This window comes from Chlorogloeopsis sp. ULAP01 (genome assembly GCF_030381805.1).
Lineage (GTDB): Bacteria > Cyanobacteriota > Cyanobacteriia > Cyanobacteriales > Nostocaceae > Chlorogloeopsis.
In genome coordinates, this window is record NZ_JAUDRH010000015.1 from 131,677 (window position 1) to 147,434 (window position 15,758).

Below are 15,758 nucleotides of genomic sequence, written 5' to 3' on the forward strand. Positions count from 1 at the left end.
TTTGTACAGAAATCATACTGAGTTATTTTAAGATAATTTGTATAAAAATATTTATAAAATTAGCTTGATTATGAGGTTATTTTATAAATACTTTAACTTAAGTTGATGTTAAATAAATGGCAGATTATGCTATTAAACTAGTTTAAATTATGATGAATATTGGTCATCATAAATTTTTGTGCCTGAAACTATTATGACTGATAAATTTATACCACTAGACTGTGATGATGTTGTACTTTTGGGTAAAGATACATTTAAAGTTAGTAGATTAAAAGATTTAGTTGAGCAACACATTAAACAGAGATTACAACGATGTATTTATGAATCTAATAGTCTTGAGCCTGGTGTTTCTATAGTTGAGCTATTTAGTTTAATTTCTTTAGCTGAACACCAAATTAATCTCAATGAAATTCAATACAATTATAGTATTAATGGTTATGTTTTAAGACTTGGTAGCCAAGGATGGCAAAAAGGAAAGCTAAAAATTGAGGTATGTATATCAGTTATCGATTCTAATCTAAATCAAGTTTATTTAGAGTTTCATCCTGAAGAGATAACAGAACCTGATCCACTTTTAGATGATATATATAAAATATTATCTGAAAACTAGTTGGGCAAACTAGCAGTTAGAATTACCAGATAGGTAGTACCTGCTCTAGCTTATAAATTTCCATGAACACCATCCTCCACATTACGTAACACAAACAGTGGGAGCAAGCAAAACTTGCTGGCATCTACCATAATGATAGTCTCAAGACTGAAGGCTTTATTCATTGTTCGACACCACAGCAAATCACTAGAGTGGCTAACTATATTTTTGCCAATCAAACAGGATTAGTACTTCTTTTTATTAATCCTGAAAAAGTGAAAGCAGAAATTCGTTATGAAAATACTGAATTAGACGAACTATTTCCTCATATTTATGGTGCTCTGAATACTGATGCTGTCTTCAAAATTGTAGATTTTGAACCAAATGAAGATGGATTATTTCAACTACCAAAAGAAGTCTAAAAATCAAAGGGAATAGGGAACAGGAAACAGGAACGGGAAAAAGGAGAATCGATCAGCACGTTCTTGCTCCTTGTCCTAATTTCCTTCTGCCTTCTTAGGTATCCTCACGAAATTCCCATAGACTGCAAAATTCTTTCTCGTTTCTTGCGTGCAATTTCTCTTAAATCAATACTCTTGTCAGTTTCATCAACGATTTCACCCGTTATCACCTCAAGCACATCTTCTAAGGTAATCACACCAGCAACATTTCCGTATTCATCTACGACTACGGCTAAATGCTGATGGGCTTCAATAAAATCTTTCAACAGTAGATCGGCTCTAATTAATTCTGGAACGAAGCGGACTTTCCGAGTTATAGTAACAATTTTTTGGTCATTTTTACCTTCAACAATTGCTGCTAGTAATTCTTGTTTTAAAGCAAATCCAATAACTTGATCAATCGAGTTATCAATCACAATAATTCGCGTATGCTGTGAGTTGATAATATCTTGTTTTGCCTCTGCTAAAGTCAAATCCCCATATAGATATGTCAGTATAATTCGAGGTGTCATCAAATCAGATGCTGTTAAATCGTTTAATCGAAATATCCTTTGGATCATTTCTGCTTCATTGCTTTCAATTATCCCTTCCTGTTGACCGATATTTGCTAAAAGTTTGATTTCAGCCTCATTTGTTGTTGGTGGCTTTTTACCTTTTGTAAAAGGTGCAGTTACAGTTTCTAGAATCCAAACAAGAGGTGTAAAAGCAATCGATAGCGCAGTTACAGGTAATGCGACAAATAAAGCGATTCGTTCTGCGTAGCGTTCACCAACTGTCTTGGGGATAATTTCACCAAAGACGATAATTAGGAAAGTCAAAACTCCAGAAAACACACCTAGCCAAGCATTTCCCAATACTCTAGTGGCAATATTACCTGTAAGAATACTGCCAATGATATTGAAAGTATTATTCAGGATGACAATAGTAGCGATCGGACGATTCATATTTTCACGAATTGCCAAGAGCGCGATCGCGCTCTGGTGATTTGATTGAGCTAATTGTCTGACTCTGAGTATAGAAACAGAAAACAGCGCCGTTTCTGAACTAGAACAAAGCGCTGAACCGAAAAGAACAGAAAATATCACAAAAATTAGCTGTAGCATATTTTTTCCCAGAAATGGGAAGAGAAAATTGAGGAAATAGACATCAGCAATCCAATTTGATTACTGAATCACTCGTAAAAACAAGGGCTAGGGGATAGGGAACAAAAAAGGAAGAATAAGAGTATACTAAGTTTTTTCAAAAATTAAATCCGAATCCTGTATTTACGAATTGAGCGCTATAAGCTTTATGTGGAGTAGAAGTGTAACTCAAATCTTGTACCTCGCCATTATTACGCTTAGGATTGGAGTTTGAGGTTAATAGCTTAAGTCCATTTTAATAGACTGAAAACCTTCGTGAGTAAGTATTTAGTCCTCTTGAGAGGACTGGCGCTGTGAGTTATTTATTTTCTAGTGGTTGTTAACTGCTCGTACAAAAAAAAGGGAACTCTTAACTCTAAATTTCTCATTACCATATGCTCTGTATGGTGATGAAAATTAGAGGCTGGAGCCTCAATCAATAGCTTTCTCTGGCTGAAGCCTGGGAAAGAGGAAAGACAAGGGACAAGAAAATAAAGCGGTTACTTTGAGACAATTTTTTAGTTTGACGAAAATTTGCTTTAGGATTCTTCAAAGATAATTGATATCATTCTCAATAATATCAAGCTAAAAGTAAAGTTTTTACAGTAATTAAATGATTATTATAACTGAGTGATAAAGAAAGCCCTCTCCTGATACAATAAGTTTTTGGCAATAAAAGCCTCGCGTTTGATAAGAATTATATTCGATTACTTGATTTAGTAGCTTTTTCAAAGCTAAGTTTGAACTGGAGGTTATGGTTGATGAAGCGGCGACAGTTTGTCTATTTAACTGGATTAGCCACTGTTAGTGGTGGATTAGCGATCGCTTGTGATGGGAATCAGACTCCTACGGCTGGTGACGAGGCAACATCCCCACAAGCTACCCCAGCAGGAAACACGGGTGGTGCATTAGAAAAAGAGTTAGTAATTTACTCAGGGCGCAACGAAAAACTAATTGGCGAATTAGTTAAACAGTTTGAACAGCAAACTAATACTAAGTTGCAAGTTCGTTATGGTGATACAGCCGAATTGGCAGCAGCAATTTTGGAAGAAGGAGCAAATAGCCCGGCAGATGTATTTTTTGCTCAAGACGCTGGTGCATTAGGAGCTATCCAAAAAGCTGGTAAAGCTATAGAGTTACCATCCTCAATTCTGAATCAAGTCGCTCAATCTTACCGTTCACCACAAGGTAGATGGGTAGGTGTAAGTGGCAGAGTACGTGTTGTAGATTACAACACGAATTTAGTGAAGCCAGCAGAATTGCCAACATCCATCTTTGGCTTTACTGAACCGAAATGGAAAAATAGAATTGGCTGGGCGCCTACAAATGGCTCTTTTCAATCTTTTGTGACTGCCTTGCGGATTTCTGAAGGAGAGGAACGAGCTAGGAAATGGTTGGAAGGAATAAAAGCCAATAATGCTAAAGTTTATCCCAACAATCTTGCGATCGTAGAAGCTCTAAGTCGTGGTGAAGTTGGTGTCGGTTTTGTTAATCATTACTATTTAGAGCAATTCAAACAAAAAAATGCTCAAGTTCCTGTACAGCATCATTTTACGAATGATGTAGGTTCCTTGGTAAATGTGGCAGGAGTGGCAATTTTAAACACAGCCAAACATCCTAATATTGCTCAAAGATTTGTCGAATTTTTGCTCAGTAAAAATGGGCAAGACTACTTTGCAAATAAAACTTTTGAATACCCACTCGCTTCAGGAGTTGTTCCCAAAGGAAACTTAAAATCGCTAGATCAACTTCCCAAGCAAGCTAAAGCAATTGATTTGAGTAACCTCAGCGATCTAGATGCCACACTTAAACTGTTGCAGCAAGTACAAGTCATTTAACTGGTTATTAACTAGCAGTTGAATGTAAAGATGGAGATACCTAAACTTTTTGAGAAGGTTTATTGCTTGAAATAGTAAGTTAATGGTAAAGGTTGAAAATAAAAAATAATTGCAATAAATACCTTTTCAGAAAGTGAGGGTGTGAGTTGAAAAAAATGCCATTGGTGAAATTGGCAACAGGTGTGTTGGCATGGATACTCTGCTGGGGAGTAGGGCTGGCTGTAGAAGTACAGGCAAAGCCTTTGATTGAAAAAGCTAAAAAGGACTTAAATTTGGATATTCAAGTGCGTTACGACGATACAGCAGAATTGGCGATCGCACTTTTAGAAGAAGGCAAAAATAGTCGTGCCGATCTATCTTTTGCCCAAGATGCAGGCAGGCAGGAGTATTGTAGGAGTTGAAAGCGGTTCGCCCTCCATTATTTCTCACACTAGCGGCAGCAATAGTGGCAGTTGCCATTGCCTTGCCATTAGTTTACTTAGTCATTCGCACCGCAGGTATTGGTGGGGAAGAATTGTGGCAATTGCTTTCTCGCCCACGCAATCTGATGATTTTTGTCAACAGTGCAGTGATGGCGGCAATTGTAACATTTTTCTCTGCCCTGATTGCCGTACCACTAGCATTTTTAACTGTGCGGACAGATTTACCAGGACGGCGCTTGTGGTTATTGTTAACTACGTTGCCCTTAGCAGTACCTAGCTATGTGGGAAGTTTTACACTAATTGCGACTTTAGCGCCACGCGGCAGTTTTTTGCAGATATTACTCGAACCTTTAGGCGTTAAAGAGTTGCCTTCTATCTATGGTTGGCCAGGAGTAATATTAGCAATTACATTATTTACCTATCCCTATATGCTGTTGAGTGTGCGTTCTGGTTTACAAGGTTTAGATCCCTCCTTGGAAGAAGCCGCTCGCGGTATGGGTTACAACGGCAGAGAAACTTTTTTTCGGGTGATTTTGCCGCAGTTGAATCCATCGGCGATCGCCGGCGGATTATTGGTAGCATTGTATGCCTTGCGAGATTTTGGCACACCTTCTCTAATGCGGTTTGATGCCTTTACGCGGGCAATTTTTGTGCAGTACAAAGCCAGTTTTAACCGTAACTCAGCAGCCGCTTTGTCTTTGATGTTAGTAGCGCTAGTGCTGTTGATTTTATGGTTAGAGTATCGAGTGCGATCGCGCGCTGCTTACTACAGTCGTGGCTCTGCTTCTGGGCGTTCACCAAAAATTGTTAAATTGGGAATTTGGAAATGGCCTGCTTTTGCTTTTTGTGTTTTGATTTGTGGTTTGGGTGTAGCGTTACCAGTCGGTATTACTTTATTTTGGCTGATTCGGGGATTAAATAGTGGCTATAGTTTTCCCAATTTGCTACCAGCAGTTCTCAATTCAGTTTTAGCAGCAGGACTCGCAGCCGCAGCTACTATTATATTCGCCTTACCAATCGCCATTCTCTCAGTCCGCTTTCCCAGTCTCATCACTGCGATCATTGAACGCTGTTCTTATATTGGGTTTGGCGTACCGGGAATCGTAGTTGCCTTATCGTTGGTTTTTTTTGGTGCCAATTATCTACCACTGCTGTACCAAACTTTACCTATGTTGATATTTGCGTATTTAGTATTATTTTTACCGCAGTCAGTTGGTACTGTTCGCAGCTCGCTCTTACAAGTCAATCCCCAAATTGAAGAATCGGCGCGCAGCTTAGGCAGATCGGCTTGGCAAACACTAACAGAAGTTACTCTACCTTTAGTCCGCCCAGGAGTTTTAAGTGGAGCAGTACTGGTGTTTATAACGGCAATTAAAGAGCTACCCGCAACTATGCTATTGGCACCAATTGGCTTTAATACTTTAGCAGTGCAAATCTGGCAAGCAACAGAAAATGTTGATTTTGCCGATGCTGCTGCTGCATCACTCGCTATGCTGTTAGTTTCCGTCGGTTCTACTTTATTAGTATTATCGCAAGAAAAACTCAATAATAAAACTTAAATTTTAAAATTATAGAAATAAGAAATTTTCTCATCTTTGCTCAGAGTGTATTTGCTTGTTTTGACATTATTTTAGTTATGCAAAAAGTAATTCTACGTTTACAGGACGTAACTAAGCAATTTTCTGAAAATACAGCTCCTGCTGTTAAGAACGTATCTTTGGCATTACAAACAGGAGATGTGTTGGGATTACTCGGCCCATCTGGTTGTGGTAAAACTACACTACTGCGAATCATTGGTGGTTTTGAACGTCCACAAACGGGAATGGTAGAAATAGACGGGCAGATAGTTGGCGATCGCACTACTTGGATACCGCCGGAAAAACGTGACATTGGCATTGTTTTTCAAGATTATGCCTTGTTTCCCCATTTGACAGTTACAGAAAATGTTGCCTTTGGGTTGAAAGGCTATGGTAAACAACAAATACAAAAACGTGTAGCACAAGCCCTTGCCCTTGTCAGACTCGAAGGCTTTGAAAAACGCTACCCTTACGAACTTTCTGGCGGGCAGCAACAACGCGTTGCCCTCGCCCGCGCTTTAGCACCCCAACCAAAACTCATGCTCTTGGATGAACCCTTGAGCAATCTTGATATCCAAGTTAGGTTACAGCTGCGAGAAGAAATACGAGATATTCTCAAAGCTGCGGGGACTTCGGCTATTTTTGTTACCCACGATCAAGAAGAAGCACTGGCTGTGTCTGATATTGTGGGTGTGATGCGGCAGGGGCATTTAGAACAAATTGGTACGCCAGAAGAAATTTATACACATCCCGCCTCCCGATTTGTTGCTGAATTTGTCACTCAAGCTAATTTTTTGCCTGCCCGCCGTCAAGGTAATTTATGGGAAACAGAAATTGGTTGTTTCGCCGTTAAAGCTAGTCATAGCCATGAAATTGGCGAAATGATGATTCGCCAAGAAGACTTTATCTTAAAGCCAGCTACGGATGCTCCCGTAGTAATCCGCGCGCGGCGATTTTTAGGACGTGAGTATCGCTATTGTTTGCAAACTCCTTCAGGGAAAGAACTACACGCTCGAACAATGATTGATACAGCCATACCCGAAGGAACACGGGTACAATTATCGATTGCAGATGATGCGGTGCGAATTTTTCCAAGTAAATAATGGCAAAGTTATGCCGATGACAAAACCCGCAGATGTCAGCACCAAAAGGTTAATCAGTCTCGCACCCGATAACTGGGTAAGATGGGTAACCCAAATTCCTAACCTTGTAGTCAGTGAAATTCTCAACTCCGAATTCCAGTGGATTAGCCGAGAAAGTGAGCAGCGCGCCCTTGGGGGTTCCCCCCGTTGTAGCGACTGCGTACACGCGAAGCGGGTTCTCGTTAGAGTACCCGTAGGGTGACGTTTTAATCCGCGTCCAAAATTCCCAAGAATAGGTGGATTTTTCAAGGCTAAAAACAGCTACATAGGTTCAGGGAGTGTTAACTAAGTACTTCTCGATGTCATCCAGCACCGCATGAGCCGCAAGGATATTAAATCCATACCAGACTTTGGAATTCACAAAATACACTTGATTTTGCTGCACTGCTTTGAGCTTGAACCATAAGGGTTTCCGTTGAAGTTGTTTTAGAACAGAGCGGTCATTGTCACTATAAGTTGCAATAAAAAGAATATCGCTATCAATTTCTGGTAGAGTTTCTTCAGAAATCATAGAATTTGGGATATCCAATATTCCAGATATCGGTTTTAGTAATCCCAGTTCGTCCAAAATTCTATTCCCAAAAGTTTTGCGTGTGTAACGGAGTTGACCACCGGAAATATACAAAAGTGATGCTCGAATGGGTTGTTGGCGACTCTCTTTTGTAGAGGCTGCTCCTTTATGATCTGCCGCAGAACTTACGCTCAATACTTGCTTCAAATTCTGAACATGGTGATCGTAGTCATTTAGAAGTTGAGTGGCTAATTCTGTTTTTTCAAGCACCCTGGCAACATCTTTGAGGTGTTGCTTCCAATCGCCTTTGGTTTCCATCCAGGGCAAAACTACTGTAGGCGCAATTTGTGACAACTGGTTGTAGATGCCGTTAAATGTCCCATAAGAAATAACAATAATTAGGTCGGGATGGAGTAATACAACTTGTTCTAAATTGAGTTGTGAGCCGTACATCAGCTCAACTCCATCTCGTTTTTCCCCAAGGTAAAGCATATTATCTACACTTTCATATTGTAGAAACGCTCCAACAGGTTTGCTATTTAAAGCAAGTAGATGACCAAGGTCAGTTTGAGACAAAGCTATAATTCGTTGTGGATTCAGAGGGATGCAAGTCTCTCCCCTGATATGCTGTACAACTCGACAGGGAGTTGAGGTTAGTTTAGCAGTTAGCATTTCGCTACGATCAACAACTGTGCTGCTACAGGCTGAGACGATCGCGACTGTGAGTAGTGATAGGAATAGCCGTTGACTTACGCCCCTCCATTCCCGTTTGCAAAGCAGGGAAGCTAGCATTGGTTCAAGGCAGCAACTGACGAATCTTCTGAGCGACTCTCCAAAGGAGACGCTACGCGATCGCCTGTAATACTTCATCCACTTGTTGATCCACCTGTTCATTCGTAAACCTTGCTACACAAATTCCCTTCCCTTCAACAAACAGTTGCCACTGTTGGTCATATTTGGTTTCTACGGATTTAAAGTGACTATCACCATCAGTTTCAATGTCTAATTTGAGTTCAGGCACTTAGAAGTCAACCACAAACGTACCAGTTTAGGTTATTGTCGTCATTGACAAGGGTTGTAAGGTTGGGGAAAATCAAAACTCAAAGGAAATAGTTCCTTGTACTGTGAATGGTGCACCATAAGAGACCCGCAATCGATTAAAGGCATTTTCAAAGTAGTCCACGTCGAAGAGGTTTTTGATATTGAGAGCAGCACGGAACCCGTTTCGCTTGTAGAAAATAGCAGCATCTGTTGTTAAATAGCTGGGTACTTCAAATGTATTTCCAGTATCTCCGGTGCGATCGCCCACATAGAAAAGTCCCAAACCAAACCCCAAACCTTGCAAGTCTCCTTGTTGAATTTCATAGGTTGTCCATAAGCTAGCAGCATGAGGAGTCGTCTGTAGTACGCGATTGCCGACTGGAATGCTATTATCTTTGGTGACGCGGGCATCGTTGTAAGCGTAGCTGGCAAAGATATTCCACCCCGGTAAAATTTCACCTGCAACGCTAAGTTCAATTCCTTGGCTGCGCTGTTCTCCAGTTTGAATAGAGAAGCCTATATTATCTGGATCATCGGTTAGAACATTCGATTGGGTAATATCGTAGAAAGCCAGTGTAGTTGAAAGGCTGTCATTCAAATCTGCTTTCACCCCAACTTCATATTGGGTACCCCTGGTAGGCTCAAATTCGCTGCCATCAAAGGCTCTGCCAATCGCTGGCTCGAACGATCGGCTGTAGTTGGCATAGAGAGAAATGGGCGGTATCGGCTGATACACAATTCCCACACGGGGACTAAAGGCGTTCCCTGATTGACTTGTTTTTGTATCGGAGAGAAAGTCCCTGTTGGTTTGCGTAAAGGTATCAAATCGACCGCTTAGGAGCAACTTCAAATTATCTGCGATCGTCACCTGATCTTGCACCAATATACCAAGTTCATCGGTCAAGGTATTTGTATCGCCTCTAGATGTAATCGCTCCAGGTGGTTGACCGTAGATTGGATTGAATAAGTCGATTGGCGCACCCGTTCTACTCGTAAAATTATCACTGTTCTCCAACCTTCCTAGATCGATACCAAATAATAATTGATGCTTGATCGAACCAGTCGAAAACCTGCCAACAATATTGGTCATAAGTCTATAGTCACTATACTGGCTATCAAAATCCTCAAATGCTCTCAGCAGGGTACGATTATCGGGCAAAAGTCGAGTGCCAAGGTTAATTCCATCACCATCATAGACAAGATTCCCATATCGAAACGCATTGCTTAACGACCAATTCTCACTAAATTTATGCTCTAATCGATATTCAATCCTTGCAGCCGTGACACCAACCTTGCCTTCGTTGGTCATCCGGGTACGGGGTATGTCGCCATTTGGGTTAGGAAATATCGTCCCAACTGCTGGCAAGCCCAAGTTATACCTATCTTGGTCTATGGTCTTATATGTTCCTTCAATGGTCAGATTTGTATTCTCGCCAAGCTCAAAACTCACAACCGGAGCAATCACCAGGTTTGTGGTTCTGCTAAAGTCGGTGAAAAACTCCTGATCTCTGTAGGATGCATTCAGCCGATACAGTATCTTCTTAGACTCATTTAATGGCCCAGATAGATCCACTTCACCACGATAAAAGTTAAAACTTCCAACGGTTGCTTCAATGAAGTAGAAGGGATCGCGAAGTGGCTGCTTAGTGACAAAATTAACAGTCCCGCCTGGTGAGGATGCACCAAATAGAATCGAGTTTGGGCCTTGGAGGATTTCGATTCTTTCAATTCCTGTAAGCTCAGATCCAACGTTAGAAACTCTGACATTAGACTCTTTGAACCCATTCAGCGTAGGAGTGCTAACAAATCCCCGAACCCGCAACCGCAATGCGTCAAAGTTAGTAGGAGCTGAGTTGCGGACGCTTGGGGCATTAAGGAGCGCACTAGTAATGTTGGCGCGTTGATCGCGTAGCACTTCTTGAGGAATGATTTGAATCGATTGGGGAATATCGCGCAGGGGGGTATCTGTCCGCGTTACAGTTGAAGTATTCGGTACGCGATACCCATCTTGCTCTCCCGTCACCACTAACTCAATTGGCTCATCCGCCTCTGCCGATGGTGTCTCCGGCGGTGTTTCAGTCGTCGGCTGCTCTGGCTGAGGCTGCGTCGCTGTTGCCGCAGGTATGAAGCCAAAAATTAAACCCTCATCACTGTCAAATAACTCAACGGTCGGCAATCCTGCCTCACCCGTTACCGTCACCCGAACAGTTTTAGCATCTAAATTTGTGACCGTTATCTCAGTAATTCCCGTAATTGGTTTTTCCGAACGGAATGTGAATACCTCACCACTGGGTAAACGCAGTTGAGCATTGGGAATGTCAGCAATAAAGTTATTATCGGCACTGTGATTTGTGATTTGCAGTTGTTCTCCACCAGTTGTTTGTAAAATAATTTCCACACCTTTATCCGTCGGTTTAGCTTGCACTCCCGTAACTTGGATAATATCCCCCTGTGCTGGGGAGTTAGTTGGTGTTTGTACCAACATAATTGCACTTGTTGCAGGAAGTTCGATTTCGCTCAGTTGGGGAATATTTTTGTTGGTTTCTCGAACATCCTCTCCTACTTTCTCACCTTTTGCAGGAGTGCCGAGCAAAAGGGCGATCGCACTTGTCAGCAGCAGGCTTTGAAACAATTTATCCAATTTCATTTTTCTAAAGACCATTTTTAAACTAAATTGCTATGTCAAACTAGATACAACCTACAGAACTGAGTTATGATCAGGCACAATCAACTCCACCTCTCGTATGGGTTGTAAGAAATATCCACAGATTCCAACTAGCAACATAGCGATCGCACACGATGAGAACAAAAGTGCAATCCCCGCACCCTCATTTACACCCAGGAAATTACCGAAAATAGGAGCAAGATAACCACCAGGACTCATCGCAGGTTCAAATATGCGATCGGCAAGAGGCCCCGCAATCAGGTAAGCGCTTGCCCCCATCATTTGCTGAATCATATTCTCAGTTGCAAATACCCGTCCCTGCATTTGCGGGATCACCTTACTCAACCAAATTGCCTGGTTACTACTGCCTCTCAAAGTTATACTTGCAGAGGAGCAAAACTGAGACGGAAACCAAATCCATAGCACCTGACCGTAGCCAAAAATAGCTTTACTCAAACCAGTGCTAATCATGCCAAGCAACACTCCGTCGATTCGACTTCTTAAACCTCCCCAAGTACTGAGAATGACAGCGCTGGTTACACCTCCGAAGCCAGCAGCAGCTAAGACATAACCCAAAACTTGAGCATTATTTCCTGTACGAGCGAGAATCAGCGGTGAATAAATCGCGTCGCTAATAGAGAGAAATAACCAAAAAAGAGACGATAGAACCAAAAGCAAGAGTAAGCTGGGATAGCCTTTGATATGTTTCCAACCGAATTGCATATCTTGCCAAATATTGAGGCGGTTGTATGGTGTTGTTTCTGTCAGAATGGGTTGAGGAATATGCACAAGCAATACAGTCGTAATTGCAAATAAAAAGGTCAGGAAATCAATGAATGCGATGCCGAAAAAGGGAATTACATAATACAAAAAACCAGCCAGCGCCGGAGCAATCATTTCTGAACCGTAATAGGAGAAAAATCCCATACTGCTGGCACGGGTGTATTGTTGTTTAGGCACAAGCAATCCAATTGAGGCAGAATAGGATAAGCCTTGAAGTTGCGAAAAACTTCCTTTGATAGTGCCGATAACATAGACTTGCCAAATGTGTAAATGACCACCTAAGTAGAGAACAACCATTATTAAGGTTGCGAAAACAGCACCGATATCGCCCACAATCATCAATAATTTACGGTTCCAACGGTCTGTAATAGCTCCAGCAATTAGGCTAATGAAAATGTTAGGTAAAAAGTAAAAAAAACCAATTAAAGATAGAGCAGTTGCTTGACCTGTATTTTCCCAAACCCAAATTTCAATAGCAAAATCAGTTAAGCGGCTACCAATAGTGGAAACCAATTGACCTAACCAGATAATAATAAAAGTACGCATGAGTTAGAGGTTAGGCTTTGAAATTGAAAAAGATGGAATCCGAGCCACTGTATCTGATTTGAGAACTTTAGGAAATTTATTCCAAGGAATAACTCCATCGTTGCTATCAAGATAAAGTTCGCTCAATTGTAAGAGGGCAACAGCACTCTCTGATAAAGGCAAATCCATCAACAAGTATGTAAACTTATCAGCACCAGAGAAAGCAACGACACACGGGTGACCGCAAGCCCACAAACAATCAACAGATTGAATTTCTAGCTCTGAATTTTTTGACCAATTTTGATGTAGAAGTTGTAATTGATTGAACAAACAAAGACCTTCTGACTGTTTATGATTTTTTTCTTCATTAGATTGAGTATTGCATGATTTGCAGATATATAGGATGTGTTTTGACATCATAAACTTGTCCAGTTTGAATTATTTATAATTTTCAAGTCTTGCGCACTTATTACTGAAAGATTAACCACAGAGAACACAAAGGAAACGGAGAAATATTTTTTAGGAGTTTTTACATAAGTTATAATTTTGTATTTATTGGGAAAAGTAAAATTTACAATTTATATAAAAGTGCTTTTTTATTTATTTTTTGCAATTAGATACTTAAATAAGTCATCAATAATGCAGTTTGCACCAATAATACTGGAGCCACCAATCCAATATTGACTATCAACTTCATATACTTGATTTTGCTTAACAGCTTGCAAATTTAACCACAAAGGATTACTTTTAAAAGAATCTAAAAACGAGTCTTTAGGATGATCATAAGCAACAAAAATGATGTCGCTGTTCACTCGATTAATAGATTCGGCAGATATATCTTCCCATCTGTCCTGCTGATTCTGAACTGGCGGACGAGACAAACCCGCATCTTGTACAATAGCGCCACTGTATGACTTTTTCAGATAGAGTCTTAAAAGGCTAGGAGAGACTCGAACTATCGAAACCTGAGTAATTGACAGGCGATCGCCCATTTTTTGCTGGAATACTTGTAGACGTTGGTTGTATTCATTAAGCAGGTTTTCAGCTTTTTCTGTTTTCCCGAACACCTCAGCCACTAATCTCAGACGAGTTTTCCAATCCTCGTATTCTGTATCAATGACTACAGTTGGGGCAATTTGTGACAATTTTGAGTAAATTGATTCTATTGCCCATTTGCGCCCTATTACTAAGTCAGGCTTAAGTAACAAGATACGTTCTAGGTTTGGTTGAGATTCATTGCCAAGTTTTATAATTCCTGCGGTTTTATCTTGAACAAACAATGGAAAATCATCGTCTCCACCACTAGCTCTCCAAAAAGCAGCACCAACAGGCTTAATATTCAAAGCCAGTAATTCCTCTAACATCCCGATCGCAACTACCTTTTGTGGATTCAGGGGAATACATATTTGACTCTGGATGTGAGTCACTACTCGACATTGAGAAATGTTTGCTTGTAGAGCGTGAGATGTCATTTTGTGAGCAACATTATTGCTACAAGCAGTAATCATCAGAAAAGTAAAAGTTCCTAACAGGAACAAACTTATGATGTGACACACAGATCTCGATCGCCAAAAGAAAACACGTCTTAAGTAGTATTGAGCTAAGGCGATCACTAACTTAACTCGATTTAAGACTTGTTGTTGATTCACACTCATTGTCACACACCTAAAAAACTTGAGAATTACTCTCAAGAAGTTAGATATGACAATACGATATTTTAGGCAAACCTGTCCTTTTCTAGCCGGATCTTTTCTTTGCTACACGGATCTTTTTGTTAAAGTTTCTCTAAAATCAAGTTTCTGCTCTTCTCAAAAGAGCTAGCTCAGGCTCGATAGGAACGGGGATTTACCCCGAATTTTTTGCGAAATGCAGTACTGAAAGATGTTGGACAAGCATAACCAACCGTGTGTGCTACTTCAGTTACACTCATTTGGGTTTCTCGCAGCAACTGTTGCGATCGCTCCATCCGATATTGGTGCAAGTAACCAAATACTGTTGTCCCAAACAGGTAACGAAAGCCGATTTTTAGCTTGTAATCATTCAATCCCACTTGTCGAGCTAATCCAATCAGCGACGGTGGATTCTCAAGATTGCGAATTAAGATATCTTTTGCTTGATGAATGCGATCGATATCGGTGGCTCGCAAACCATCACACAAGCATTTTTCTGTGTTATTCTCCATTAATTGGACAAACTGCAAGGTGATTAATTCCAAGGCTTTACTTTCCAAATAAAGCCGCTTCATCATTCCCTGATAAGGACAATTCAAAAATTGAGACCAAGCAACTTGCATTGCAGAGGTTATCTCTCCGGCTGTGAGGTAAAAACGTCTTCCCTCTTTACCATCTAGCAATAACTGCAATTCACAAGGTAAAGCATTAGATTGATCACTGCTAATTGTGCTTAAAAAATCTAGATCGAGATGAATTCTAGCTCTGAGCAATCGGGATCGGGCTGAGTAAGATTCAACTTCTTTAGCTCCAGGCACACTGTACAAATAAGTTTTTCCTGTCTCTTCCTTGTAGAAATTATCCTTTATGCCTTCCTGTAACACCTGGTAATTTCCTAACAACTGGAAAGCAAGTGTTATGTAACGAATCTCGCGATGCTGCTCTTGCAAACTCCAGCTAACGTGGTGTTCCTCATCATAAATCCAAATAATCAGTCCAGGACGCAACTGAATTTCACGCCATTTAGCTAAACCAAATGGGTGGTTCCACTCCATAACGCAGTCAAAACCGTCTGAGCGATAAACTGACTCACCGTTCTCAATCAGTTCGTCTCGGAGATCCTCAAACTCTCTAATATTGATACTTATTGTCATTTCTGTTAAAGCTTAATAAAATTGTAGTTTTACAAAAATTGCTAAAAATATAGGGATTTATTCGCTGTCATGCAAATATTATTATTGAGAATATTCTTATTAATTAAACTATATTATGAAAAACTTAGCTTTTGCAATGCTGCTGTTCTAGAGCGCTAGTTGGAGAATAGGGACTAAGGGCTAGAGAAGAGAGGTTTTCATCAAGAACCCAGAGTTCTCTCCTTGATTGATCGCCGTGTATGTTTCCCCGTTGCCAATA

At 40.6% G+C, this 15,758-nt stretch carries 12 protein-coding genes and 3 pseudogenes; 7 read left to right on the top strand and 8 right to left on the bottom strand.

All coding sequences use genetic code 11. The features are described 5' to 3' along the window. The first annotated feature begins 178 nt into the window (after nt 1-178). Nucleotides 179-610: a KGK domain-containing protein gene (locus tag QUB80_RS26495; protein ID WP_289792470.1), complete on the top strand. Its 432-nt coding sequence runs from the start codon at nt 179-181 to the stop codon at nt 608-610. A gap of 62 nt (nt 611-672) precedes the next feature. Continuing rightward, nucleotides 673-1,011 (top strand): annotated as a pseudogene (locus tag QUB80_RS26500) (DUF952 domain-containing protein). 104 nt (nt 1,012-1,115) lie between these two features. On the opposite strand, the gene QUB80_RS26505 reads toward QUB80_RS26500, so the two are convergent. Next, nucleotides 1,116-2,153 carry a hemolysin family protein gene (locus QUB80_RS26505; protein WP_289792471.1) on the bottom strand — a complete coding sequence of 346 codons (1,038 nt, stop codon included), beginning with the start codon at nt 2,151-2,153 and terminating at the stop codon, nt 1,116-1,118. A 779-nt stretch (nt 2,154-2,932) separates the two neighbouring features. On the opposite strand from QUB80_RS26505, the gene QUB80_RS26510 reads away from it, so the two are divergent. From QUB80_RS26510 to QUB80_RS26530, 5 genes and pseudogenes are all read left to right on the top strand, one after another. Further along, a complete protein-coding gene (locus tag QUB80_RS26510) occupies nt 2,933-4,009 on the top strand; it encodes an iron ABC transporter substrate-binding protein (RefSeq protein ID WP_289792472.1) in 1,077 nt (358 codons plus the stop codon). A gap of 164 nt (nt 4,010-4,173) precedes the next feature. Continuing rightward, a pseudogene (locus QUB80_RS26515) lies at nt 4,174-4,386 on the top strand (iron ABC transporter substrate-binding protein); the annotation flags it as partial. A 20-nt stretch (nt 4,387-4,406) separates the two neighbouring features. Beyond that, nucleotides 4,407-5,990, top strand: coding sequence for an ABC transporter permease (locus tag QUB80_RS26520; protein WP_289792473.1), 1,584 nt, complete (start codon nt 4,407-4,409; stop codon nt 5,988-5,990). 77 nt (nt 5,991-6,067) lie between these two features. Further along, nucleotides 6,068-7,111: an ABC transporter ATP-binding protein gene (locus QUB80_RS26525; protein ID WP_289792474.1), complete on the top strand. Its 1,044-nt coding sequence runs from the start codon at nt 6,068-6,070 to the stop codon at nt 7,109-7,111. Between the two features lie 16 nt (nt 7,112-7,127). Next, a pseudogene (locus QUB80_RS26530) lies at nt 7,128-7,271 on the top strand (transposase); the annotation flags it as partial. 150 nt (nt 7,272-7,421) lie between these two features. On the opposite strand, the gene QUB80_RS26535 reads toward QUB80_RS26530, so the two are convergent. The 7 genes from QUB80_RS26535 to QUB80_RS26565 all read right to left on the bottom strand — a co-directional run bounded on the left by QUB80_RS26535 (nt 7,422) and on the right by QUB80_RS26565 (nt 15,499). Beyond that, nucleotides 7,422-8,453: an iron-siderophore ABC transporter substrate-binding protein gene (locus QUB80_RS26535; protein ID WP_289792475.1), complete on the bottom strand. Its 1,032-nt coding sequence runs from the start codon at nt 8,451-8,453 to the stop codon at nt 7,422-7,424. 52 nt (nt 8,454-8,505) lie between these two features. Beyond that, nucleotides 8,506-8,682 carry a DUF559 domain-containing protein gene (locus QUB80_RS26540; protein ID WP_289792476.1) on the bottom strand — a complete coding sequence of 59 codons (177 nt, stop codon included), beginning with the start codon at nt 8,680-8,682 and terminating at the stop codon, nt 8,506-8,508. A 72-nt stretch (nt 8,683-8,754) separates the two neighbouring features. Next, complete coding sequence (locus tag QUB80_RS26545; RefSeq protein ID WP_289792477.1) at nt 8,755-11,349, bottom strand: TonB-dependent siderophore receptor; 2,595 nt, start codon at nt 11,347-11,349, stop codon at nt 8,755-8,757. 51 nt (nt 11,350-11,400) lie between these two features. Continuing rightward, nucleotides 11,401-12,696 (bottom strand): MFS transporter, encoded by a 1,296-nt coding sequence (locus tag QUB80_RS26550; RefSeq protein ID WP_289792478.1) that lies wholly within the window; start codon nt 12,694-12,696, stop codon nt 11,401-11,403. Between the two features lie 3 nt (nt 12,697-12,699). Next, a complete protein-coding gene (locus tag QUB80_RS26555) occupies nt 12,700-13,095 on the bottom strand; it encodes a DUF1636 family protein (protein ID WP_289792479.1) in 396 nt (131 codons plus the stop codon). Between the two features lie 176 nt (nt 13,096-13,271). Further along, the gene (locus tag QUB80_RS26560) at nt 13,272-14,330 is read right to left on the bottom strand and encodes an ABC transporter substrate-binding protein (protein WP_289792480.1); all 1,059 of its coding nucleotides are present in this window, start codon (nt 14,328-14,330) and stop codon (nt 13,272-13,274) included. Nucleotides 14,331-14,497: 167 nt separating this feature from the next. Then, entirely contained in the window at nt 14,498-15,499 is a 1,002-nt protein-coding gene (locus QUB80_RS26565; RefSeq protein WP_289792481.1) for a helix-turn-helix transcriptional regulator, read from the bottom strand. Nucleotides 15,500-15,758: the final 259 nt, after the last annotated feature.